Source organism: Desulforamulus aeronauticus DSM 10349, from assembly GCF_900142375.1.
Lineage (GTDB): Bacteria > Bacillota > Desulfotomaculia > Desulfotomaculales > Desulfotomaculaceae > Desulfotomaculum > Desulfotomaculum aeronauticum.
In genome coordinates this window covers 1-23,929 of record NZ_FRAR01000020.1, presented here as the reverse complement: position 1 = coordinate 23,929, position 23,929 = coordinate 1, and the positions used below count along the sequence as shown (strand labels likewise).

The following is a 23,929-nucleotide window of genomic DNA, read 5'->3' as shown; positions in this document are numbered from 1 at the left end:
TAATCAAACACTAGGAGGCTGCAGAAATGTCTATGAAAAGATTAAAGTTTTGTGTTAACAACCAGTGGAAAGAATCAAAAACAGAAACGTATATGCCGGTGTACAACACCAGCACCGGTGAAGTAATGGCCGAGGCGCCTTGCTGCACCGTGGAAGAGGTTAATGAAGCAGTGGCCGCAGCTAAAAAAGCTTTTGGTGCCTGGTCCGTGATGCCCGTCCAAAAAAGAACCGAACTCATCTTTCGCTATAAAAGAATCCTGGAGGAACATTTGGAAGAGCTGGCTACTCTGGTAGCACAGGAGCAAGGAAAAACCATTAAAGAAGCCAGGGGTGAGGTGGGTAAGGCGATTGAAGGAGCTGAGTTGGCTTGCGCTACACCTTTGATGATGCAAGGTGATACCTTAATGCAGGTCTCCAACGGCATTGACACTGTTTCTTACCGCGAACCCATCGGCGTCTTTGTCGGGATTGCCCCGGCCAACTTTCCAGCAATGATTCCCTTTGGCTGGATGTTGCCTTTATGCATTGCCACCGGGAATACCTTTGTCCTCAAGTTAGCCAGCAAGGTGCCCCAGACAGGTATGCGAATCATGGAGTTATTAATTGAAGCGGGTTTGCCGGAGGGTGTAGTGAACGTTATTACCTGCAGCCGGAATGAAGCTGATCTATTCCTTCGTCATCCTGATGTCAGGGGTATCTCTTATGTTGGCTCAACCAAAGTAGGTAGACATATTTATGCTACAGCAGCAGCCCATGGCAAGCGGGTACAGGCACTGGGAGAAGCGAAAAACCATGCCTTGGTAGTAAAGGATTGCGATCTGGAAAATTCCGCTAAGGTCGTGGTAACCTCGGCCTTTGGTGCGGCCGGACAACGTTGCATGGCTTTGCCGGTGGCCGTGGTTGAGGAATCCATCGCCGACGAATTTGTCGCCTTATGTGTTCAATATGCCAAGCAGCTAAAGATTGGTCCGGCAGTCAAGGAATGCTCTACCTTAGGACCCGTCGGTTCCAAATCCCATAAGGAATCTGTGGTTAACTGGGTCAACAAAGGCATTGAAGAAGGCGCTACGTTGGTTCTGGACGGCAGAGATGTCCTGGTGGAAGGCTATGAAGGCGGCTATTTTGTCGGTCCTACCATTCTGGATCATGTAAAACCTGGCATGAGTGTTGGAGATGTCGAAATATTTGGCCCTGTTTTATGCATTAAACGGGTTAAGGATTTTGAAGAAGGTCTTACTCTAATGAACGCTAACCAGTTTGCCAACGGCTCGGTTATTTGCACCCAAAGTGGCTATTATGCCAGAGAGTTTGCTCACAGAACCCATGGCGGCATGGTCGGTGTCAATGTAGGTATTCCTGTGCCGGTATCTTTCTTTGCCTTCCAAGGTCACAAAAACTCCTTCTTAGGTGACCTGCACGTCATGGGAAGCAAGGATGGAGTCATGTTCTATACCGAAACGAAATCCGTTACCAGCAGATGGTTTGGCAATACTTTACCAGAAGCCGGAAATGCCTTATGGGAAAGCAAATTTTCTAAACCTGCCGGTTGCAGTGGGAGTTAAGTTTATTACTATTAATCAAATGAGCTAAGGCCGGGATTACACCTAGACCTTAGCTCATTTCATTCGTTCTAATAATCCTATCTTCCGTAATAACCACTGCCACAGGCTGATCATGATCTGCCATCAGGGAGATTAAATCCGGCCATATTTGCAACTCATAAGCCAAGGCCACAATAACAGCATCTGGCCGTAGCTGGGGTAAAAAGCGATCGTAAAAGCCTCCGCCATAGCCCAGACGGTGTCCCTGTTCATCAAAGACAACCCCCGGCACCAGCACCATATCCACGGTTTCCACCGGCACCGGTCTTATTTTATCTGGAGCCGGTTCCAGAATGCCATAGGCACCCGGAACTAGCTCCTCAGGATAATTTACTAATTGGCAAGGTGTCATCCGCTTTTCGGTTTTGTTTACCAGCGGCACCGCTATAATCTTACCTGCCTCAAGAGCTTGGCTGATGAAAGAACCGGTACATACTTCCCCCCGAAAATCCAGATAGGTTAAGATGGTTCTCGCCTTACCATATTGCGGCAGTTCTAACAGGCGCTGGGTAATACGGCTGCTTTTCTCCAGTGCCTCTGTCGGTGTCAAACTGCGGCGGGCCGCCAGTACCTGTTGGCGAATCATTTGTTTTGCTTCTTGCATCAGATTTGGTATACTTCATCCCCAGGCACGATGCGGATGCTATTTCCCTGGAGAACCTTAATGGCTTCATCCACCTGCTCAACACGGAAAACAATCAAGGCCGCGGAAGTGGTTTGGGTAACAAAGGCATATAAGTACTCAATATTGATACCTACCTTATCCAGGTGACGCAGAATGTTGCTCAAACCTCCCGGCTGATCGGTTACTTCCACAGCAATCACATCGGTGGTACTAACCGTAAAGCCAGCTTCCTTTAACACCTGATAGGCCAACTGTGGTTTGTTAACAATTAAACGTAGGATACCAAAATCCGTGGTATCGGCAATGGAAAGGGCACGTATGTTGATCTGATTTTCCCCCAGCACTTCGGTTACTTTGGCCAGACGGCCCTTCTTGTTCTCCAAGAAAATGGAGATTTGTTGTACGCGCACTTACAATACCTCCCTTATTTATAATTCTCGCCTATCGATGACTCTTTTGGCTTTCCCCTCACTGCGAGGCAAAGATTTAGGTTCCACCAATTTTATTTTAGCAGAAATGCCCAGCACACTTAAGATGCGTTCGCGTAATCTTCGCTCCAACACTTCCAAACCAGCTATTTTATCGGAGAACATGTTAGCGGATAATTCCACCTGAATTTCCAAATCGTCCAGGGAGGCCTTGCGATCAACTACCAGCAGGTAGTGCGGTTCGGTCTCACCAAACTCCAGTAACACACTTTCGATCTGGGAAGGGAAGACATTGACCCCTCGGATAATGAGCATATCATCGGTACGGCCGGTAATTCTCTCCATCCGCAGGTGAGTTCGTCCACATTCACATACTTCCGGGTAGAGGGTAGAGATGTCTTTGGTGCGATAACGGATAACCGGGAAGCCTTCCTTGGTCAGGGTGGTGAAGACCAGTTCACCCTTTTCACCATAGGGCAGCGGCTGTTCAGTCACCGGGTCGATAATTTCTGGAATAAAATGATCCTCAAAAACATGCAAGCCATTCTGACAAGGACACTCCATAGCCACACCAGGCCCTAACACTTCACTGAGACCATAGATATCATGGGCTCTAATACCCAGCTTCTCTTCCAATTGCCGCCGCATATTGTTCGACCAGGGCTCAGCACCAAAAATCCCAACTTTTAAGTGCAAAGTCCCGAGGTCTACCCCAGCAGCATGGATTTCATCTGCCAGATACAAGGCATACGAAGGAGTACACGTTAAGATAGAGGTTTGAAAATCCTGCATTAACATAATTTGACGAGCCGTGTTGCCCCCTGAGATGGGAACAATGGTAGCTCCCAACCGTTCGGCACCATAATGAATGCCTAACCCACCGGTAAATAAACCATAGCCATAGGCATTCTGTACCACATCTTCTTTGGTGCCGCCAGCCATAGAAAAGCAGCGGGCCACTAAATCGGACCAGGTATCCAAATCCTTCTTAGTATAGCCTACCACAATTGGCTTGCCAGTGGTACCGGAAGAAGCGTGCATACGCACAATTTCGCTGCGGGGAACTGCAAATAAGCCAAAGGGATAGGTATCCCGCAAATCCTTTTTGGTAGTAAAGGGTAAGCTTTTTAAATCCTCCAGAGACTTGATATCTCCGGGTGTAATTCCCTTTTCCTGAAAGGCCTGGCGATAAAAAGGCACCGACGTATACACCCGTTCTACCAATGTTTTTAATCTTTTTGTTTGGATCTCGGCTAACTGATCCCGAGACATGGTTTCATGATGTGCATCCCAATAAGAAGTCATATACTCCACCCCCATAATAGTATGTACAGATACTTTGAACAAAAAATCCCCATCCCTATGCAGGGACGGAGATACAATTCCGCGGTACCACCCTAATTGGCCACTTGGGCCCAACTCAAAGCAGGTACGGGAAAATGAAGTAACGGTAAATAAAAAAATCTCCATCCACCAAGGGACGGAGAGTATTTTCCGTGGTACCACCCTAATTGCAAGAGCCACTTTACCGGTACAGGACATGATCCGATACCTCTCCCCTGTAACGGCGGGACATCCGGCTGCACCTACTGATCGCTTCAGCACAGCAACTCCGGAGGGAACTTCAATCAGCCATACCTTAAAGAAGCTTCCAGTCACGGCTTCTTTTCCCTGAAAGGCTGGGGAGATTTACTTTTCTCCATCATCGCATTAACCATTTCAACTTACAAATACGTTATCACAATGAGCCACCGTCGTCAACCTATTTTTTTACAATTCTAATTAGTGTAACCACCGGATGTGTCGAATTTTGGACAGGGTAATAACAACCCCTTACCAAAACGTAGCTATGTTTTGTTCGGTAGGCTCCGCTTTAATATTCACAGTAAAAAGCCTTAATTCGTAAGTTATTAACAGACTTATCCACATTATCCACAGTTAAGTACCCACAGAACAGTGGATAAGTGGCTAAAAAAGGAGTATTTATGTTAATACTTCTCCTCTCCCAAAGACAAAGCCGGGACTGCGTTAAGGGTTAACGGGGCAAAATCTCCCCGTAAATATTTATAATAACCGGCACAGGCAATCATGGCTGCATTGTCTGTGCATAAATGAAGGGGTGGATAAACCACAGTACAGCCTGCTGCCAGTGCTCTGGTTTGTAGTAAACTCCTTAGCCCCCCGTTGGCAGCCACCCCACCGGCTAACATAATGGTTTTTACAGCGGTCCGCTCTGCGGCTAAAAGTGTCTTTTCCACTAATACCTCTACGGTAGCCTGCTGAAAGCTGGCAGCCAAGTCGGCCTTGTTAACTTCTTCCTGGCGCATCTCCGCTCGATTTAAATAATTTAGCACCGCTGACTTTAAACCACTAAAGCTAAAGTCCAAGCTGCCCTCTTCCAAAAAAGCTCTGGGTAACTTCAGCGCACTGGCGTCTCCCTCCCGAGCCAGTTTATCAATAAGCGGTCCCCCAGGATAGCCCAGGCCCATGGCCCGAGCCACTTTGTCAAAGGCTTCACCCGCCGCATCATCTCTGGTACGGCCAAGCAGTTGATAGTCTCCCCGATGTGGCATAAAGACCAGATCTGAATGTCCACCGGAAACCACCAGACATAGCAGGGGAAATTCCAAGTCGGGCCGGGTCAGAAAATTGGCCGCTATATGTCCCTCCAGGTGATTGACTCCAATCAATGGAACATCCAGGGCATAAGCCATCGCTTTGGCCGCGGCTACCCCTACCAAGAGTGCCCCCACTAAACCAGGCCCATAGGTAACGGCTATGGCATTAATATCTTTCAGGGTTACCTTGGCTTGTTCCAGCGCTTCCATAATCACGGGATGAACATTTTCTAAATGTTTGCGGGATGCTACCTCCGGCACCACGCCACCAAATTTTTTATGGATATCCACCTGAGAGGAAACAATGTTAGAACGTAAAGTTATCCCATCCTCCAGCACCGCTGCCGATGTTTCATCACAGGATGTTTCGATACCTAGTATTGTAATTCCCATAAAAACCTCCAAAATTCTCTGTGAGGCAGCTATAAATCCACCCACATGATGATGGCATCCTCATTGGTATCTGTATAATAACGTTTGCGCAGGCCCTTTTCTTTAAAGCCCAGCTTTTTATATAGTTCCCTGGCTACCGTATTGGAGGGCCTGACCTCTAAGGTCATGCGGCTGGCACCACGCAGGACGGCTAGCCGCATAACTTCAACCATGAGAGCCAAGCCCAATTTTTTACCACGATAGCTAGGGTGAACTGCCACATTGGTAATGTGGGCTTCATCTAAAACCATCCACATACCCACATAACCAATCACCTTTTCATCTTCCAGTGCCACTACATAATGGGCAAAATTATTTTGCGTTATTTCGTAGGTAAATGCCTGACTGGACCAGGGTGTAGGAAAGGAAACCTGTTCAATTTCCAGTACCCCTGGGATATGGTCAAGCTTCATTTCAATTAGCCGATACTCCACTGCATCACCTACTTCCCACATTTGGCTGCCAGTTTAACTTCTGCCTCCGACAGCCTAATATATTGGGCTGCCAGTTCCAAATGGGATAGTCCTTGGCCAGCGGCCAACTGCCAATAGCCCAACTCTGCCACCGCCGCTCCCCGGGGTAACAAGGCAGCTTGCGGGGTAAACAAAGCCCGCTCCCCGAGTAAATCAGATAGTTCTTGTTGATAAACAGGCACCCCATCCCCCAAAAAGGTAACCTGGCCCTCCCACTCCGCCAAAACCTCTGCCAACTGCCGAGGGCTTACTGCCAATGGGCCTTTCAGCAGCTCCGGTTGACCCGCTCTACCTCTAAAGATACTGGCATATACTTCATTTTTTCTGGCGTTTAGAATGGGACAAATTAGCTGCCCCTGAGGAGCCAGCGGTAAGGCCAATGCCTCCAGGGTGGATACTCCCACCACCGGAACCTGCCACACCCAGGCTAGGGTCTTGGCTGTAGTAAGACCTATCCGAAGGCCGGTAAAAGACCCTGGGCCGAAGGAAACAGCAATCCCCTGGATTTGTGGAGGGGTAAGGCCCGCATCCTCAATCACTGCTTTGATCATAGGCAACAGGTTGATGGAGTGGGTACGGCGATTATTCACTAGCCGCTCCGCCAAGACACGGCCGTCCTCAACTATAGCCACTGCCGCCACCGGCGTAGCTGCTTCAATTCCCAGGACAAACAAGTTGGTTCATCTCCTCTACCAGATGTTTATAGCGCTGACCCCTTGGTGTAAACTTGATCAGCCGAACTTCCTCTGCCTCTTCATCCTTTAGCAAAGTGATATCCAAACGCTCCTCTGGCAGCACATCTTCTACCAGTTCAGCCCATTCCACAAGACAAACGCCTGGGCCGTAAAAGTACTCTTCATAGCCCAAATCTGCCATTTCTTCGGAATCTCCCAGGCGGTAGACATCGAAATGATACAGTGGCAAACGCCCTTCATATTCATTAATTAAGGTAAAGGTCGGACTGGTAACATGCGAGGTTACTCCCAATCCCCGGGCAACCCCCTGGGAAAAGGCCGTTTTACCTGCTCCTAAATCTCCGTTCAGGCAGATAATATCACCCGCTTGTAATAGCAAAGCCATTTTTTCACCAAATTGCCTGGTTTCTTCCGACGAAAAACTTTTCAACATCTCCGTTCCCATTGCTTACATATAACCACCTTTTTACGTTTGAGAAGATACTCTCTAAAGTATTGCTTCATTATTTGTTTTTGGCCTATCAGAAAGGGCAAACGAGGCTCCGCTGGCATCTGCACCCAATGGGGCGCAAGCCAATTTTTTCTAACCAAACTATGGTTATTATATAGCAAAGACCCCTATCTGTAAAAGAGATAGGGGTCTCTGCCATTAGGAGGGAAGAAAGAAACGAAACAGTTCGTAGGTTAAGGCAAACAACGGCCATAGTGCCATTACTGCAACAATAAGGCCAGGTGCTTCACCTAATCCTAGCTTGCTGGTAATTACAGGTATCTGGTGCATTATTTTTAGGGCAAGCCACATCCAAATAACAAAGCTTACCGCTGCTACAACAATGGTAGGAATTTGTTGCACAACCACTGTAAACATGGTAATCCCTCCCGGGCTTTACTATTGGTATTATTACCAATATTTACAACAGTAAAACACAAAATGTAGCTGAATTGGAATAATTTAGCTTGCTTACCCGCCCTAGGTTATACCCACGGTAAATAAAAAACGTTCCCGTTATGACGAGAACATTTTGTTGTTATGCATAATTTTCTAAACAAGCCTGTTCGTAAATCGGTGTTGTTGAGGCCATTCTTTCCAACAGATGTTTCACTTCTTCCACATCAAAGGGCTTGCTCATACACAGCATCGCCCCTTTTTGCATGGCAATGGTAGCTGTGTCTTCGGCACTGTAGGCAGTCATCATAACAACCTCAGTTGTGGGAACAATTTTCTTTATTTTGCCTAAGGCCTCCAACCCCCCCATGATCGGCATACGAACATCCATAAAAATGAGATCGGGTTTTAGAATGCGTACCTTTTCCACAGCTTCCACGCCATTTTGAGCGGTATAAACCTGATGCCCTGATTCCTTAACTAAAATCTCCAGTAGATATCGAACTCCTGCCTGATCATCCACAATCAGAACATTGAGTGGATTTTTCATTTTTCTACGCCTCCCGACAATTTGTGACAAGATTCCATAAAAGGTATCATTTACCATTTTTTCTTGTTTAACCATTTCGACGGGAGATTTTAAAATCCTGCTAAAAATTATTGTTTTATGGCTATTTTTAATTAATTTCCAATAACCTGTCGCCCACCAACAAAAACCCGTTCAACCCGATGATTTGGGTCGAATATTGGTCGATCCACGATAATAATATCAGCATCTTTGCCCGGTTGCAAGGAACCCACCCGGTGATCAATACCAAGAAGTTTAGCCGCATTAATAGTAATTGCCTTCAAAGCCTCCTCTTCGGGCAACCCACCTTTGACAGCTAAGCCAGCAGAAAGGCTTAGATATTGGATGGGGACCACCGGGTGGTCAGTCATCAGCGCAAAGGGTACCCCTGATTTATATAAGGCCATAGCGGTTTCCAGGCTTCTGTTCATCAATTCCACCTTGGCTCGGTTAGTAATGATCGGTCCCACCACCGCCTTGACTCCGGCATCAGCCAACACAGGGGCAATTAAGTGTCCCTCCGTACAGTGCTCCACAATCAGTTCAACATTAAATTCCCGGGCGATGCGTACCGCCGTCATAATGTCATCTGCCCGATGGGCGTGAACACGCAGAGGTACTTCTCTTTTGAGAACCCTGAGCAACGCCTCCATTTGCAAACTGCGTTCCGGAACGGTCTTCTCTGCCCTGGCTTTTTCTTGTTTAGCCAGGTAATTCTGAGCCTCCACCAATGTTTGCCGCAGCAGCGCAGCCGTTGCCATGCGGGTAGCCGGCATTTTATTGTGGCTGCCGTAAACTCGTTTAGGATTTTCCCCCAGCGCACATTTTAGTCCGGCTGGAAAGCGAATAACCATGTCATCTACTACAGCACCGTAGGTCTTCATGGTGACCATTTCACCAGCTATGACGTTAGCGCTGCCGGGTCCGGTTACCACTGTGGTAACTCCACCGGCCAGGGCATCTTGAAAACCTAGGTCAGCAGGATTTACCGCATCAATAGCCCGGAGATGTGCTGTTACCGGGGCAGTGGTTTCATTGGTGTCATCCCCCTCGATTTGGTAAACTTCTTCCGCAATACCCACGTGACTGTGAGCATCAATTAAACCGGGAAGGACTAATTTCCCTGCCGCATCGATTACGTCTACTCGCCCCGCTAGAGGGAGGTTCTGACCCACTTGTATGATTTTACCTTGTTCCACTAAAACTGTACCCTGAAAAATAGGCGGACCCGACATGGTTAATAGGGTTCCATTGATAATTGCAAACATAAATGTCCCTCCCTAATTCGTTAACTACTTAGTTGCCGAGGCTGCTACAAATTCTTTAAATAATTGGAACATCTTTGGGTCATGTTCCCACATGCATTCCGGATGACATTGTATTCCCACAATAAAGGAAGAAGAGCTGCTTTCCATAGCCTCCACCACACCGTCTGAGGACCAGGCGGTGGCTAAAAACCCAGCGGCTATTCGGGCCACCGCTTGGTGATGAAAGGAATTGACAATGGTCTTTTCGCCAAAAATTGCCGCCAAACGGCTGCCGGGCAGTACCTCGATGGAATGGGTCCCATACCAAAGGGGTGCCTGTTGATCATGTTTCAAAGGCTTTGCTATGTGTGATCCAATATCCTGCAGCACATTCCCCCCGGCGGCAATATTTAATACCTGTAAGCCTCGGCAAACAGCCAGTATGGGAAGCCCTAAGGTTAAGGCCCGGCGGGTTAAGGCCAATTCAAATGTATCCCTTTCCGGGCAAATGGACCCCAAGGAGGGCAGCGGTTCCTCTCCGAATAAAAGGGGATCCACATCCACACCCCCGGACAGCAACAATCCATCAATCTTGTCTAAAATTCTATCAACGGTTTTTTCTCCTAAAATGCAGGGTAATATCAAAGGTAACCCGCCAGCTGCTTCTATAACTTGACAGTAAAACCTGCTAATAAAGGTTCGGTTACTCTCCCTGTCGTAGGAACTGGTTATGCCAATCAGCGGAGTCATCGTATCCCTCCTCAAAGCAAAAATACACCCCTCTTTGGAGTGTATTCATAACCTTGCTAGATTTCCACCAATCCCAAACTAATTTCAATGGCTCGGTTCACCCGATTCATGTATTCAATGTTTAGGGAGGAAACCTTTTCGAATAAGCGGCTTTTATCAATGGTTCTGATCTGTTCTAACAGAACCACTGAATCCTTGTCCAAACCACTCATTTTGGCCTGAATCTCAATATGGGTCGGCAGTTTCGCTTTCGCAATTTGAGAGGTGATGGCCGCTATAATAGTAGTAGGGCTGTATTGGTTGCCGATATCGTTCTGCAAGATTAATACTGGCCGAATGCCCCCCTGTTCTGAGCCGACCACTGGGCTTAGGTCGGCATAAAAAACATCTCCCCGCTGAACTTGCATGAAGTTTTATCCCTCCGCTTTGGCCAGCTCATAACCAGGGGAACAACTCTCAATATGCTGGTATTCAATGGCCAGAGCCAGATTCAGTTTTGCCATTTCCAAATAACCTTTTTTCATTTGTTCCCTTAAAATGCGCCGATTGCGTTCGGAGATATATAACCTCATAGCCTCCCTGATAAACTCGCTACGGTTCACCCGTTCTTCCTCGACAATGTTGTCTACTTCCGCTAGCAAACTGTCGGGTAGGCTAATCATGATACGTTTAATTTGCGCCTGCGACACCTACCGGACCCCCCTGTCAATACAATTTTTATATACCATAATATATACCCAAAAACGGGTAAATTATGTCAGATCATTGTCTGGAGCATCTTTTGCCGCTCCTGGTCCACGGTCCAGGCAAATCTTACCGGTTCGAACCATTTCCACAATGCCATGTTCCCGGAGAATACTGCAAAGGGCATCAATCTTCTCTTCAGTACCCGGTAATTCAATAACCATCGTCTCGCTATTTACATCTACCACATTCGCCCGGAAAATATCTACAATATTAACGATGTCCGCCCGGCGGCTGGCATCGTTAGCCCTTACTTTAATTAAGGCCAACTCACGATTAATGGAATCTGAAGCAGCTAATTCGTGAATTTTAATGACATCCACCAATTTACTCAGTTGTTTGACCACCTGATAGAGAATATTCTCATCACCCTGCACCACTAAAGTAATGCGGGTAATATTCGGATCTTCGGTATAACCGGCAGCAATACTTTCAATGTTAAACATCCGCCGACTAATTAAGCCAGATATTCTAGCCAGTACCCCGGGTTTGTTAAGTACCAGTACGGCTAAGCTACGTCTCATCATGCCACGACCCCTTTTAACCACATTCAAGTAGTATGACTTGGCTTGCTTGTACCCTATAGGGAATAACCTAAAGGACACAGGCAAGTAAGCCTAGTTTGCCCTTAGGCATATCGGAACGTTTTATACATCCCGATATGCCAATAAAAATAAGGTTTTCTACATACGTGTTGTCGATTCCTGTATATAAAGCCATGTAATAAATGGTATCTTACTGCTCTTCTATTTTGGTTCCACAATTGTGACAAAACTTTGCCTCTTCGGTAAGTGCTGTTTGGCACTTCGGACAGAGCGGTGCCTTTGGCGTAAGTTTCTCAATTTGTGTCCGTAGGTTCGCTATATCCTGCTCCACCCCCTGGGTGCTTTGGCAGAGTCGTTCAATTTCTTCTGCCAGTTCTCCCTCTCCTTTAAACTTACGGAAATAGAGCTCTCCTATGGCCTCAACATTATTAACCATGATTCTTTCCAGCTTACTGATCTCGTACCGCATCTTGGTGACTTCTAAAAGTTCCCCGGAGCGTTTGGTAATTTCTTTGGCTTTTTCACCAAAATCCTTGGCTTTTTCACTAATGTTTTTAATAAATTCCATACCAATTCCTCCTTTAGTCCAGATCTATAATGACCGCAGTTTCCTCACAGTTGGGAAACTGGGGACAGTTCACACATTCTTTCCAGACCTTTTGAGGCAATTCATCTTTGTCAATTACCCGAAAACCGCACTTCATAAAAAATTCCGGCTTATACGTAAGAGCAAACACCCTGGGAAGTTCCAAACCCTTGGCTTCTTGCAAAAAAGTTTGTACCAAAGTTTTGCCTAAACCTTGTTTAATATAATCCGGTGCCACAGCCAACGCTCGAACTTCTGCTAAGTCACACCATACCACATGCAGAGAACCCACTGCCACCACTTGCCCCTGATCCTCCACCACGGAAAGCTCCCTTATTCCTTCATAAAGGGTTGTCCTAGCCCGGGCCAACATCTGACCTTCAGTGGCATAATGGTTAATTAGTCTATGTATATCTTCAACATCTGAAATCTTCGCTTTTCGGATGAGCACTCTTGCAACCCCTTACTAGTTTAAGATATATAACAACCGTATAGCTTTCTATATTCTTCAATCAACATCTAATAACCTGCTTTATTTCAACAAAATTCATCTTGCGTTGCTAAATTACCTAAAAAGTCCTTATTTTGGATCTTACCCGGTACACAGAGCAAGAGAGCCACATACCATATGGTAAGAAGGAGGTATCAATATTTCATGAATTTGGTTCTATCTGCATTGACCCATGCACATTGCTTTATTGGAGCCACCGAGGATGCCTGCGGACACCGTCACAGCTTTTCTGGCGTGACTGGTTCGGAGATACTTCTGCCCGAATGCTCTGGGTTGGGTCATATACATGAAATATACATCACCCATTGTTCTTTCCTTTATCTGCACAGTCATGAGATAAAGGGCATTACTGGGCCACCCGTTTGGATTTCAGACACGGAACACCTTCACTTGATCATTGGCTTAACGATCGCCTGTCCTGCCGATAGGCACAGCCATGACTTTTCCGGTTTTACTCGAGCCAGCAGCATTCAGCCCTAATGGTCATAACCTAATAGCTCCCAGGCAGACAATAAGTCGATTTTTATACTTAGTATCGGTATTTTTGAAATAATTTAACCAGCAACGCACCGGCCACAAAGCCGCCGATATGGGCCAAAAAGGCTACAGATTGCACGCCTTGCATATTGAATGTCTGGCTAAAAATTTGCAGTAAGAACCAAAGCCCCAGGAAATAGAGGGCTGGAATATGAATGATTTGGATAAAAATAAAAATTGGTATCAACGTTAATACCCGGGCATGGGGAAAAAGAATTAAATAACCGCCCAATACGCCAGCTATGGCTCCACTGGCCCCAATGAGAGGGGATGTTGACGAAGGGTCCGACATAACATGGGCTAAAGTAGCAATATATCCTGTTAGTAAGTAAAAGAGGAGGAATCTCGGCCTTCCCAACCGATCTTCCACGTTATCCCCAAATATCCAAAGATATAGCATATTGCCCAGGAAATGCAGCCAACTACCGTGCAAAAACATAGCAGTAGTCAGTAAAATTAGCTGCCCCCCGAGGCTATAGTGGTTTAATTCTGCAGGAGTTACCCCCAGAGCAAAGATTAGATTATCCATGTAAGGCCCAAGAGATACTTCATATAGCCAGACAGTGGTGTTAAGTAGAATAATCAAGACGGTAACAATGGGAAATCTTCGTGAGGGTATGTTATCTTTGAGTGGTATCAAAGCCTTTTACCTCCCATTTTTTTGTTATTATACATTATATTACGGATAAAAAACTTACAGGGTTATTAACAATTTATTACTAGTCTGGACTTCGGGCCTTGACTGGATTTTCCGGTCTGGACTTGTGAGTATTGCGAGGGTCTGTGTAGTGTGGTGGGAGCACTTGTTAAATCACTAAAAAGGTGCTTCTAGTGGTTATAGAAGCACCTGGAGGAACCTTTTCTATTCGTATTTAGGGCAAAGGTGATTGGGGTCAAAAACCTTCATAACCTTGGGCTGTATTTCCCGCCAGTTTTCTCCAACGGGTTCTAGATATTGCTGGCCCAACCGGGTTACTTCCTTTTCAAAATCAGCTGGAGAACCAGTGCCTTCAGCCAAGACCTCTGTCTTCTTGTTAGCATCTTCAGCAATGATTTTATACGTGATCTGTTCGTTGGTGACGTCTACCTTGGAAAAGGCCTTTAGTCTTTTTTGGTCTAAATCTCCCACCAATATTTTATGCACTTCTTCGCCGGGTGTTTTGTAAACATAGATATCTTGCTCGGGTAAACGCTGCATATGGAGCCTCCTTTGCTTATGGGTAGTGCTTTGGGGTTGCCGTTATTATGATAGTATTTCGTTGTTAGCTATTGTCATTCGCTATTTGGCATAACTTTGTCAGAAAACCCTTGTCCATTGGCTGTTGCCCTTTAGTTCCCAGGGCTCAGGAATGGCAAAAATTCCCTGCTATAGGATATATTCCGATTTCTTCAGCGGGCGCGTTTCAAGCTCTTGCTTTTTAGACTCATAGCCAGGTCTGCCTAATAAAGCATAGGTAGCGTTTTTGCCCTCCTCCACACCAGGTTGATCAAAGGCATTAATATCGAGTAATTCACCAACAAAGGCCGTTTGAATTTCCAGCAATTGAATGAGTTGCCCCACCGTAAAGGCATTAATTTCAGGCAAAGTAACGGTAAAGTTTAAGCGCTGTGCCTTCATCAATGCATATTCAGTGGCCAACTGTTCAGCTTTGATTAGTTGGCCCAGTGTGTGACCGCCTAAAAAGGCGATACCTGCCAAATCTTCGAACACCTTAGGAATAGTAACCTCTTGACGATAACATCCCACCCCCAGGAAGGTAACCACTTTGTCAAAGGGCCCCTCCACGTAAAGCTGCACCTGGGAGTGTTGATCGGTAGTGCCCAGGGCCTTCACAGGAGTTTGACCGGCAAAAACATCTTCCCCATTGTTATCGGTCCGCTTGCCCAGACTTTCTGCCCACAACTGGGCATACCAATCTGCAAAATATTTAAGGGCATCTGTATAAGGCATCATTACGGAAATATTTTTACCACGCCGCATGGCCAGGTATTGCAAAACCCCCAACATATAGGCCGGATTGCGGAAAACATCCTCCTGCTGGCAAAGCTTATCCATGTAAGCGGCCCCAGCCAAAAGTTCTCTAATATCAATACCACAAACAGCGGCCGGCAGCAAGCCCACAGGGGAAAGCTCTGAAAAGCGACCGCCCACCCCGGCAGGAATGGTGAAAGTGGTATAACCTTCCTCCCTGGCCATCTTTACAAGGTTACCTTTTTCTGCATCAGTGGTAGCAATAATATTCTTAGCATAGTCACTGCCAATTTTTTCTCGCAGTAAATTAAAGACGATCATAAATTGTGCCATGGTTTCAGAGGTACTGCCAGATTTGCTAATCACATTAAATATCGTTTTGGCTGGATCAATAATATCAAAGAGGGCTGCCACCCGTTCAGGATCAACATTGTCTAATACATAAAAGCGGGGTCCCCCTCGTCTTTCCGTAGGCAATTCATTGTAATGCAGGTGATTAAGGGCTGTTTGCACTGCCAGAGGCCCTAATGCAGAGCCACCAATACCTAACACCACAAAAGCCTCGGCCCGGCTGCGAATTTCTTCAGCCGTTCTTACGATTTTCGTTACGACTTCTTCCTGATTCATAGGCAGCTTTCTCCACTCCAGCCACCCGGAACCACTTTTCTTCAGCATCCTCTGGTGTGAATCTTTGATTTTCCCTGCCAGTGCTTCGATATGCTCCCTGGTAAACCCCTCTTCCTCACCAATGAACTCCGTCATCATATGGTTAAAATCCACCTGTATTTTCATTTGCTCTTGCCATTGAAGTTGTTCATAACGCATTCATTTACCTCCTCTTTCCAGCTTATAAAAGTTTCCATATTATATCCCAATTTACCTGCCTTCATGGTTACAGGTCCATCCTGAAATAATGACCCAAAAAACGACAAATTATGTTTAAAATGGACATAAATATTATAAAATTTAAAACTTATCTATTGATTATGGCAAATAGGAAATTCAATTAGCTTTTAGTAGATTCCCACTATGTTATGCAAGATGTGGCTGTTACTAAAACACAGCAGCATCTTTGGAAGAATTATCTGCCCAACTGGCAAAAATAGCCTTACAAATGGACATACGGCTTTTAACAATAACAAATTTATAGCTATGCTACAAACCGCAGAATTATTCACCTGCGGTTTTTATTTTTATCAAGGCTGTAACAAAATCGCCAAATATAGAATAATATGGAAACTATAAAGAGCCCTATCAAAATATTATTTGGAGGTATGCTCCATGTTCAGAGATGACAAAAAAATTGAACAGGCCCAGGCCCAAGCTGCTCCTATGATGGGTCCCATGGGCGGCCCTTTCTACGGCAAGCCTGGCATGCCCACTTCTCCCTTCCAACCGATGCCAGGTATGCAACCTGACAATTGTCCCGGAACGTCCTGCCCAGGCATGGAACTAGCTCGGGCATATTTCTGCATTCAGCGTTTTGGCCCGGTCTTTGATTGTGCCAAGGCCCTAGAGGTTGGAACTTTATTTCCCGAATTATATCGCCCCTATCATAAATAATTCTGGAGGTGAACACGGTGGAAGCTACTGGTATGGATAATCGTCGCATGGCACAAATGCTTTTGCAAATTCAACAACTGGAATTTACTGCCCTTGAATTAAATCTTTTTTTAGATACCCACCCGGATGATCAGCAAGCACTAGCTATGTTTAACAAAGTACACCAGGATTTAATGCAGTGTATTCGAAATTATGAGCAATTTTGTGGACCTTTGCTTAACTTCGGTTTTTCACCAGCATTACAAAACACCTGGAAATGGGCAGAACTTCCCTGGCCCTGGGAGCTTAAATATTAAATGAAAGGATTTGTGCATCTATGTGGATCTATGAAAAGAAATTACAAATCCCGGTTCGGGTTTCTGGACCCAATCCTCGCTTGGCAAAAGAAGTTCTAACACAATACGGTGGTCCGGAAGGTGAATTATCGGCCTCTCTGCGTTATTTAAATATGCGTTACAGTATGCCAACCTCCCGGGCCAAAGCTGTCCTTACCGACATTGGCACAGAAGAACTGGCGCATATGGAGATTGTAGGTACTGTCGTTTATAAACTATTGGAAGGTGCCTCTATTGAAGCAATTAAAGCGGCCGGTCTTGACGGTCACTATGCCACTCACGACAGCGCTTTATTTTGGAGTGATCCCAATGGAGTCCCCTGGACAGCTGCTTATGTATCCGCTACCGGTGACCCGGTCGCTGATTTACACGAAAACCTGGCAGCAGAACAAAAGGCGCGGGCAGTTTACGAAAACCTAATTTGCTTATCTGATGATCCCTGCGTAACTGACGTTTTACGTTACCTGCGAGAGCGTGAAGTGGTACACTTCCAGCGGTTTGGCGAAACCTTAATGCAGGTGCAAGAATGTATGAGTCAGAAAAGATTCTATTAAGCTGATACCTTGAAAGACTGCCCCCGAAAATATCCTTTTGAATAGCCCCTCCCCAGAACGGCGTAATCTTCATCTGAAAGAAAAATCCGAATTTGATCTTAAAATTACAACTACTAAGGAATACTATTGATTATCAGAATCCCTTAAAAATTAATCCGGGGATTCTGATTATTTATTTTCTTCACTTAAAAACATCTTGCTTTTTACCCTTGTATCAAGTATTACAGTAGTATGTGTTAATCATTTTACCGGAGGGCAATCTTGTTATGAAAATCACAATTATTGGCGCAGGCAAAGTGGGTTTTGAAACAGCCCGTCGTCTTTGCGAGGAGGGCCATGACATCTTAGTGGTGGACAAGGATGAAACAAAACTTTCCAGGGTTGACGAACACTTAGATGTTATGGTGATGAAAGGAAACGGCGCCACTGCCCAGGTCTTACGAGATCCTCATGTGGTCGACAGTGACCTTTTGCTGGCTGTAACTAGTACCGATGAAGTAAATATTATTGCCGGGATAACTGGCAAAAAGCTGGGAATTGGCAAATGTATCGTGCGGGTTCGGGATCCGCATTATGCCCAAGATGCCTGGTTCTCTCGGGAAGACTTGGGGTTAGATTTAATCATTAATCCTGAATTTGCGGCTGCTCGAGAAATTGTTCGCATGTTAACTATGGCTCTTCCCGTACATACTGAACCCTTTGGTCAGGGTAAGGTACAAATGGCAGATATCACCGTGGATGAAGGCATGACTCTTTTTGCCAACAAACCAATTTGGGATTTAGATATGCCACCTTCCTGCCTCATTGTCGCCATATCCCGACGTGGAGATATGATTGTACCTGGTGGTATGGATACTATTTTACCGCATGACACACTTTACATTTTGGGCCTACCGGGCAGTATTGACAAGTTGGTCTCTAAAGTAAAAAAACGTAGACAAAAGCAACTGCATTCCGTTATCATTTTGGGCGGCGGTCGCTTGGCTTTTTACTTGGCGGACAAGCTTTGTTCCCTGGGTATGTCTGTAAAAATAATAGAACAAGATTACTCTCGTTGCCAGGAACTATCCGAGCGGTTACCCGACGCCCTTATCTTAAATGGTGACGGAACCGACGTTGATTTGCTTAAGCGAGAAGGTATTGAAGAAACCGATGGTTTTGTAGCGGTTACCGGCCTGGATGAAGAGAATTTACTGATCTCCTTATTAGCTAAGCAAATGGGAGCTAAAATGGTTATCGCCAAGGTTAGTCGTGCTAGTTATGCACCCATTGTAGAAAGCTTGGGTGTGGATGCAGCCGTCAGCCCTCGTCTAATTACTGCCAGCGAGATTGTCCGTTTCATTCAAGGGGGCAGGCTATTATCACTCTTTATGCTGCTGAACGGGAAAGCTGAAGTGGCGGAGCTAATTGTTCCTGCCCAAAGCCGGGTGGTTGGTAAAACTCTGGCCAAATGTGGTTTACCCCGTAATGTTATCGTAGGAGCTATCTTACGTGACGGTGAAGCTATTATACCTGAGGGTACTGAAAAAATATTGGTAGAAGACCGCTTAGTAGTCTTTGCCATGGGACATACTCTTGCCTCTCTTGAAAGACTGTTTGGTGCAGGAGGAAAATAATCTTGCATATCCATGATCGGAGCTGGGAAATGTTGGCCCAAGATTTGGCCTTGTGGGTCTTATGTCGAGTTACTTTGCTATCCCAGATCTAGATAAAATTGTGCTTGCTCTCCTGAAGTTACTTAGATGTTTAGAGATATATACGGTATTGCTGGTCTTTAGTATTAAGTTTTGGCATTAACGGTTAAAATTGGTATTAGAATAGGTGATATTTAGCAAAAAACTTTATTTGCAAATTTAGCTAATTTTTGTTTAAATTAAGTAGGTATACTTATGGATTATATGGAAGGAGAAAGTGGTCTTGGAATTTCCAACTCTCAGGATAGGCAAATTTATCCCCAAATATCCAATTATTCAAGGTGGTATGGCCGTTAGAGTTTCTACGGCCCCCTTAGCCGGAGCAGTGGCCAATGCTGGTGGTATTGGCGTAATTGGTGCTACCGGCATGGAGGAAGATGAACTACGCAGTGAGATCCGGGAAGCCCGTAGAATTTCACCCACGGGTATTATCGGAATTAATATTATGTATGCTGCACGAGAATTTGCTAAAATAGTTCATACAGCCATTGAAGAGAAAATTGACATGATTTTTACTGGTGCTGGTTTTTCACGGGAAATCTTCGCCTGGGGGAAAGAGTCTAATACCCCCATCGTATCCATTGTGTCTTATGCTAAAGCAGCCAAAATGGCAGAAAAACTGGGGGCAGCCGCTGTGGTTGCTGAAGGTACCGAGGCAGGGGGGCATTTGGGTACAGACCGCTCCATCAAGGAAATTCTCCCTGAGATTAAAGCAGCTGTAAAAATCCCCGTCATTGCAGCTGGTGGTATTGTTGACGGCAAAGGTATAGCTGATATGATTCGCATGGGGGCTGATGGTGTTCAAATGGCCACTCGTTTCGTATTGAGCGTTGAATGTACCGTCGCTGATGCTTTTAAGAAACATTACCTAAACTCAACTTCAGATGATGTAGTTGAAATATTAAGCCCCGTAGGATTACCCGGGCGTGCTTTAAAAAATAGCCTGGTAAATCGCATTTTAAATAAACAGGCTCCGGAACCTGAAAACTGTCAGGCTTGCCTAAAGCATTGCTCTCAATCCTTTTGCATTATGGATGCTCTCGTGAATAGTCGCGACGGTGATATTAACAATGGGTTGGTCTTTTGTGGCCAGAACGTGCATCAGATCAAGGACATCTTGCCCGTAAGTGTAATTTTTGACCGCCTCATCACTGATCTTGCTAACGCTTAAGGCTAAAGTAATCATTGATTTTTGGCGGGATGGAGTGTTATACTTGAATTGCCTCTAAGTTTTCACCAGCTAACTAAGGCTATCTCCTCCCGAAAAATTGATCGGTGTCAGGGTATCGGTAGTTCTATGTGGTTGGCACCGGGTGATTTAGGGAGCCTATTATTCGGGGGAGATAGGTTTGACTTTTTCCGACAGAACTCTTACATGCCGTGATTGTGGAGCCGAATTTGAGTTTTCCGCACGCGAACAGGAATTCTTTGCTGAGAAAGGATTCCAAAACGATCCTTCTCGTTGCCCTTCTTGCCGGGCTGCACGTAAGCAGCGTATGCAAGGAAACGAAGGCTACCGCCCTCAAAGACAAATGTTCGAAGCTGTTTGTGACGAGTGCGGCTGTACCACGCAAGTTCCTTTCCAGCCTAGCGGCACAAAGCCAGTTTACTGCCGTGATTGCTTCAGCCGTACCAGACAATATCGTTAATTTAAACCCGAATGCCCAAAAAAGGCATTCGGGTTTTTTAGTTATCGGAAAGCTTAAACTTTCCGATAACAACGGATAAACCAGGATTGACTGTCCTTCAAGGATAATCTATAGTTCACGGGCAACAAGCCATTTTTTCCTAATTTATCTATAAATATAATTCCTCTTGTTCTATCCTTCTAGTAACATAACCACCTTTAACTGCCTCCTCGTATTCTACTTCACTTTCAAATTTTTCTTCTGTCAGAAACTCAATATCCACTCCACAGGTATCGGCAATTAAATTCAGAGCATCCCACTCCGGGTAAAATTGGCCTTTCTCTAATTTTTGCACCCATTTAGAAGTTTCCCCAATCTTAAAGGCTAACATTTTCTGAGAAAAATCCTGTCCGCTTCTTTTTGCCCGGTGTTCCCTGGCTTTTTTTACTTTGAGGCCTAATTCCTTTGGGCTATACATATCTTGTTGAAGCCTCCTTTTAAAAAGTACTTATCCCTATTATTTGTTTTAGACGCACTGGTATGAGTGGTAATTTTTCTGAAAATGTTTGTTTATATTTTTATTGATTAATTTGCCAATTCAGGTTATTGAATCCTGTTAACTTCACATAAGATATACCATAACACTACCAGCAAAGGGGGAAACAGCGTGCGCCGACACAAAACCATAACTATAAGTATTCCTGAGGATTTAATTGAATATCTAGACCAAAAAATTACCCAAATCAATCATAGTTCCTTTGAGGAAACCAATCGCAGCCAATACATACGACTTCTAATAAAAAAAGACATGGCCTCCCTAACCGTTGCTAAAACCACTCCACGCAACGTTGCAGTTGAAGACATGGAAATTTCCGACCTGGATTATTACAATTCTCTCTTAGATTTGGGCGGCTACAAACGGTAAAAAATGAGGCGGCCATTTGTATGCCGCCTCATTTTTTACTCTATTACAGTTAGGGTTTCTACTTCACCATTATCTAGTTCAACTTCAACATCATCGTTTAAGAAATCATCCTTAAGTTCATCCCAATCAACTTCATCGCCCTCATCATCTTCCAAGGTAACATCGCTAGCCATTTTCAGTTTATGGGTACCGTTTTCTTGCTTAAGCCAGATATAGTGAGCATCTATGTTATAGAGCTTTCCTTCAATGGTAATGTCCTCAGCATCGGTAATTTCAATTTCTTCCACTTCGCCGTCTTCTACTGTAATTCTCACCTTAGAACCGATAAGGATTTCGTCTAAGTCTAGTTCATCCCCGTCATTTTCTACATCCACATTTCTGGCCAGGGTGTAGGTTTTCGTACCGCTGCTAGTCTTAAGAGTTAATTCCTCATCATCTTCATCCAGGCCTGTCAATGTACCGGTATAGGTGCCGTCCCGAGAGGAGGATGAATCTTCATCTAAAATGGTAATAGTAATAACCTCGTCGTCATCATCAATTACCAATTTAACTTGGTCTCCGTCATCGATATCTTTAAATTTTTTGCTCTTACCATCTTCGTCGTAAACATCGACATCGTCTGACACATCGTAGGTCTCGTCATCTCCACGGGAATCCTCAATGGTAATGCTCCAACTGCCAGAAGTATCCACATCCGTGACTTCCCCTTCTACCAATTCCACATCTAAAATATCAATGCGGGTCACATCATCCCTACTGTTCAACTTTAATTTAACATAATCACCTTTTCTAATGTCGTCAAAATCTATGGAATCTCCATCTTCATAAACATCTACGTCGTCTTCCACATCGTAGGTTTTTTCGCTGCCGTCGGGCTTGCGAATTTTAATACTGTAGTCGCCGGAGGTATCAAGAACTGTAACTTCCCCTTCTAAATTAGACGAGGACGATGAGGAGGAAGAACCGTCTAGCAGTTTGATTGTAACAGCCTCTTCCTTACTATTCACTTCTATTTCCACTTCATCTTCTTCATTGATTTCATCCAGATCAATAGTATCACCGTCTTCATCCTTTACCTTATAACTACTGGCCATATCAATATTACGCTCATAGCCATCCACATCTTCGATAGTAATACTGGAGGAACCAACACTAACCACTTCACCGAACAGCTTCTTAGCTTCCGATAAACCAACCACACCGGTCACCAGACTCCCCGACTTAGTAACAGCCACCCGTTGTCCCCGGAATAGCTGGGAAAAGGAAGCACCTGCATTGGTTTTTTGGATCTCTTCTGAGGTCCCGTCATCATAACGAATGGTGAAGTAATCCAAGTACATATTAACTACATAGCCCCTTTTCTCGTTACCAGAGGGAACTGCACTTAGTAAATTAACCTCTGTTACACTGTCACCGGTTACCTTAATCTCTGCCCTGGAACCAGAAGTTAAAGCCGTTAAATCCTTCACTATACCATTTTGTTTAATAATGGCATTGCTAGACAGTGGATAGGAATTGAGAGTTCCAGAGTCGGGCTGGAAAGATAAAGTTATCGGATTACCCGACAACAGGCTACGGATCGTTCCTGTATAGGTGGTAGCAACTGACACACTGGGAGGTGCCGTGGTGGTGGCTGTGGTATAGGCCATAACCGTTACTTTATTGGCAGCATCCAGGGCAACCTTAACATTTTCATTGGCCTTAAAAACACCAATCCCCGTGCGTTTACCATCCCGATAACATAGAGCATCAGCATCCAAGCTATAGGTCTTACTTTGGCCGTCCTTAGTCACTGTTATTTTCTTACCAGTTACATCCACTGTAGAAAGTTTGCCAATGAAATATTTATCGGGTGAAGGGTTTATCTTGCCATTTTCAAATAGCCGTGCCACAATGGCAGCCATTTCACCCCGGGTAACGTTGGCTTTGGGATCAAATAAATTATTCGTCTTACCAGACATCACGCCATGCTTTACGGCAGCCGCCACAAAGGTTTGCATACTGGGATCAAT

General features: G+C 45.1%; 30 protein-coding genes and 1 other annotated feature. Of the genes, 9 read left to right on the top strand and 21 right to left on the bottom strand.

The window, feature by feature from the left end:
* Nucleotides 1-26 precede the first annotated feature (26 nt).
* The gene (locus tag BUA78_RS13155) at nt 27-1,562 is read left to right on the top strand and encodes a CoA-acylating methylmalonate-semialdehyde dehydrogenase (RefSeq protein ID WP_072915336.1); all 1,536 of its coding nucleotides are present in this window, start codon (nt 27-29) and stop codon (nt 1,560-1,562) included.
* A gap of 49 nt (nt 1,563-1,611) precedes the next feature.
* Here BUA78_RS13155 and BUA78_RS13150 read toward each other — a convergent pair whose 3' ends face one another.
* From BUA78_RS13150 to BUA78_RS13075, 16 genes are all read right to left on the bottom strand, one after another.
* Nucleotides 1,612-2,205, bottom strand: coding sequence for a 5-formyltetrahydrofolate cyclo-ligase (locus tag BUA78_RS13150; RefSeq protein ID WP_072915334.1), 594 nt, complete (start codon nt 2,203-2,205; stop codon nt 1,612-1,614).
* Nucleotides 2,205-2,636, bottom strand: a complete 432-nt coding sequence (locus BUA78_RS13145; RefSeq protein WP_072915332.1) for an ACT domain-containing protein — start codon at nt 2,634-2,636, stop codon at nt 2,205-2,207. Before BUA78_RS13145 ends, BUA78_RS13150 begins: the two co-directional genes overlap by 1 nt.
* A gap of 18 nt (nt 2,637-2,654) precedes the next feature.
* Nucleotides 2,655-3,959: a phenylacetate--CoA ligase family protein gene (locus BUA78_RS13140; protein WP_072915501.1), complete on the bottom strand. Its 1,305-nt coding sequence runs from the start codon at nt 3,957-3,959 to the stop codon at nt 2,655-2,657.
* Between the two features lie 168 nt (nt 3,960-4,127).
* Nucleotides 4,128-4,369, bottom strand: a binding site (T-box leader).
* Between the two features lie 273 nt (nt 4,370-4,642).
* Complete coding sequence (tsaD, locus tag BUA78_RS13135; protein WP_072915499.1) at nt 4,643-5,665, bottom strand: tRNA (adenosine(37)-N6)-threonylcarbamoyltransferase complex transferase subunit TsaD; 1,023 nt, start codon at nt 5,663-5,665, stop codon at nt 4,643-4,645.
* A gap of 29 nt (nt 5,666-5,694) precedes the next feature.
* Nucleotides 5,695-6,159 (bottom strand): ribosomal protein S18-alanine N-acetyltransferase, encoded by a 465-nt coding sequence (gene rimI, locus BUA78_RS13130; protein WP_084082418.1) that lies wholly within the window; start codon nt 6,157-6,159, stop codon nt 5,695-5,697.
* Nucleotides 6,147-6,851, bottom strand: a complete 705-nt coding sequence (tsaB, locus tag BUA78_RS13125; RefSeq protein WP_072915331.1) for a tRNA (adenosine(37)-N6)-threonylcarbamoyltransferase complex dimerization subunit type 1 TsaB — start codon at nt 6,849-6,851, stop codon at nt 6,147-6,149. Before tsaB ends, rimI begins: the two co-directional genes overlap by 13 nt.
* Nucleotides 6,832-7,305: a tRNA (adenosine(37)-N6)-threonylcarbamoyltransferase complex ATPase subunit type 1 TsaE gene (gene tsaE / locus BUA78_RS13120; protein ID WP_238456820.1), complete on the bottom strand. Its 474-nt coding sequence runs from the start codon at nt 7,303-7,305 to the stop codon at nt 6,832-6,834. Before tsaE ends, tsaB begins: the two co-directional genes overlap by 20 nt.
* 216 nt (nt 7,306-7,521) lie before the next feature.
* Nucleotides 7,522-7,740, bottom strand: coding sequence for a hypothetical protein (locus BUA78_RS13115; protein WP_072915327.1), 219 nt, complete (start codon nt 7,738-7,740; stop codon nt 7,522-7,524).
* Nucleotides 7,741-7,900: 160 nt separating this feature from the next.
* On the bottom strand, nt 7,901-8,308 hold the full coding sequence (locus tag BUA78_RS13110) for a response regulator (protein WP_072915324.1): 408 nt from the start codon (nt 8,306-8,308) through the stop codon (nt 7,901-7,903).
* Between the two features lie 131 nt (nt 8,309-8,439).
* Nucleotides 8,440-9,594, bottom strand: coding sequence for an amidohydrolase (locus BUA78_RS13105; protein ID WP_072915322.1), 1,155 nt, complete (start codon nt 9,592-9,594; stop codon nt 8,440-8,442).
* Between the two features lie 24 nt (nt 9,595-9,618).
* Complete coding sequence (locus BUA78_RS13100) at nt 9,619-10,323, bottom strand: gamma-glutamyl-gamma-aminobutyrate hydrolase family protein (RefSeq protein WP_072915319.1); 705 nt, start codon at nt 10,321-10,323, stop codon at nt 9,619-9,621.
* Nucleotides 10,324-10,379: 56 nt separating this feature from the next.
* Entirely contained in the window at nt 10,380-10,730 is a 351-nt protein-coding gene (locus tag BUA78_RS13095) for a type II toxin-antitoxin system PemK/MazF family toxin (RefSeq protein WP_072915317.1), read from the bottom strand.
* 6 nt (nt 10,731-10,736) lie between these two features.
* Nucleotides 10,737-11,012, bottom strand: coding sequence for a CopG family ribbon-helix-helix protein (locus BUA78_RS13090; RefSeq protein ID WP_072915314.1), 276 nt, complete (start codon nt 11,010-11,012; stop codon nt 10,737-10,739).
* 63 nt (nt 11,013-11,075) lie between these two features.
* Nucleotides 11,076-11,591: an acetolactate synthase small subunit gene (gene ilvN, locus BUA78_RS13085; protein WP_072915312.1), complete on the bottom strand. Its 516-nt coding sequence runs from the start codon at nt 11,589-11,591 to the stop codon at nt 11,076-11,078.
* 211 nt (nt 11,592-11,802) lie between these two features.
* Complete coding sequence (locus tag BUA78_RS13080; RefSeq protein WP_072915309.1) at nt 11,803-12,180, bottom strand: zinc ribbon domain-containing protein; 378 nt, start codon at nt 12,178-12,180, stop codon at nt 11,803-11,805.
* Nucleotides 12,181-12,193: 13 nt separating this feature from the next.
* The gene (locus BUA78_RS13075; RefSeq protein ID WP_072915306.1) at nt 12,194-12,649 is read right to left on the bottom strand and encodes an N-acetyltransferase; all 456 of its coding nucleotides are present in this window, start codon (nt 12,647-12,649) and stop codon (nt 12,194-12,196) included.
* A 204-nt stretch (nt 12,650-12,853) separates the two neighbouring features.
* On the opposite strand from BUA78_RS13075, the gene BUA78_RS13070 reads away from it, so the two are divergent.
* Nucleotides 12,854-13,189 carry a YmaF family protein gene (locus BUA78_RS13070; RefSeq protein ID WP_072915304.1) on the top strand — a complete coding sequence of 112 codons (336 nt, stop codon included), beginning with the start codon at nt 12,854-12,856 and terminating at the stop codon, nt 13,187-13,189.
* A gap of 49 nt (nt 13,190-13,238) precedes the next feature.
* Here BUA78_RS13070 and BUA78_RS13065 read toward each other — a convergent pair whose 3' ends face one another.
* The 3 genes from BUA78_RS13065 to BUA78_RS13055 form a co-directional block, all read right to left on the bottom strand.
* Nucleotides 13,239-13,886: a rhomboid family intramembrane serine protease gene (locus BUA78_RS13065; RefSeq protein WP_072915301.1), complete on the bottom strand. Its 648-nt coding sequence runs from the start codon at nt 13,884-13,886 to the stop codon at nt 13,239-13,241.
* A 222-nt stretch (nt 13,887-14,108) separates the two neighbouring features.
* On the bottom strand, nt 14,109-14,444 hold the full coding sequence (locus tag BUA78_RS13060) for a hypothetical protein (protein WP_072915298.1): 336 nt from the start codon (nt 14,442-14,444) through the stop codon (nt 14,109-14,111).
* Between the two features lie 168 nt (nt 14,445-14,612).
* Nucleotides 14,613-16,043 (bottom strand): glucose-6-phosphate isomerase, encoded by a 1,431-nt coding sequence (locus tag BUA78_RS13055; protein ID WP_072915296.1) that lies wholly within the window; start codon nt 16,041-16,043, stop codon nt 14,613-14,615.
* Between the two features lie 456 nt (nt 16,044-16,499).
* Between BUA78_RS13055 and BUA78_RS13050 the strand changes: the two genes are divergently transcribed.
* The 6 genes from BUA78_RS13050 (at nt 16,500) to BUA78_RS13025 (ending at nt 21,013) form a co-directional block, all read left to right on the top strand.
* Nucleotides 16,500-16,781 carry a spore coat associated protein CotJA gene (locus tag BUA78_RS13050; RefSeq protein WP_072915293.1) on the top strand — a complete coding sequence of 94 codons (282 nt, stop codon included), beginning with the start codon at nt 16,500-16,502 and terminating at the stop codon, nt 16,779-16,781.
* Between the two features lie 32 nt (nt 16,782-16,813).
* Entirely contained in the window at nt 16,814-17,077 is a 264-nt protein-coding gene (locus tag BUA78_RS13045) for a spore coat protein CotJB (RefSeq protein WP_072915494.1), read from the top strand.
* A 20-nt stretch (nt 17,078-17,097) separates the two neighbouring features.
* Entirely contained in the window at nt 17,098-17,670 is a 573-nt protein-coding gene (locus BUA78_RS13040) for a manganese catalase family protein (RefSeq protein WP_072915291.1), read from the top strand.
* Between the two features lie 266 nt (nt 17,671-17,936).
* Nucleotides 17,937-19,286, top strand: coding sequence for a Trk system potassium transporter TrkA (trkA, locus tag BUA78_RS13035; RefSeq protein WP_072915288.1), 1,350 nt, complete (start codon nt 17,937-17,939; stop codon nt 19,284-19,286).
* Nucleotides 19,287-19,587: 301 nt separating this feature from the next.
* Entirely contained in the window at nt 19,588-20,535 is a 948-nt protein-coding gene (locus BUA78_RS13030) for an NAD(P)H-dependent flavin oxidoreductase (RefSeq protein ID WP_072915286.1), read from the top strand.
* A 178-nt stretch (nt 20,536-20,713) separates the two neighbouring features.
* Complete coding sequence (locus BUA78_RS13025; RefSeq protein ID WP_072915283.1) at nt 20,714-21,013, top strand: zinc-ribbon domain containing protein; 300 nt, start codon at nt 20,714-20,716, stop codon at nt 21,011-21,013.
* 148 nt (nt 21,014-21,161) lie between these two features.
* On the opposite strand, the gene BUA78_RS13020 is transcribed toward BUA78_RS13025, so the two are convergent.
* Nucleotides 21,162-21,470, bottom strand: a complete 309-nt coding sequence (locus tag BUA78_RS13020) for a helix-turn-helix domain-containing protein (RefSeq protein WP_072915281.1) — start codon at nt 21,468-21,470, stop codon at nt 21,162-21,164.
* A 189-nt stretch (nt 21,471-21,659) separates the two neighbouring features.
* Here BUA78_RS13020 and BUA78_RS13015 point away from each other — a divergent pair, with 189 nt between their 5' ends.
* A complete protein-coding gene (locus tag BUA78_RS13015) occupies nt 21,660-21,917 on the top strand; it encodes a ribbon-helix-helix domain-containing protein (protein WP_072915278.1) in 258 nt (85 codons plus the stop codon).
* 35 nt (nt 21,918-21,952) lie between these two features.
* Here BUA78_RS13015 and BUA78_RS13010 read toward each other — a convergent pair.
* Nucleotides 21,953-23,929: S-layer homology domain-containing protein (locus BUA78_RS13010; RefSeq protein WP_072915276.1), on the bottom strand; the 1,977-nt coding region annotated here is incomplete at its 5' end.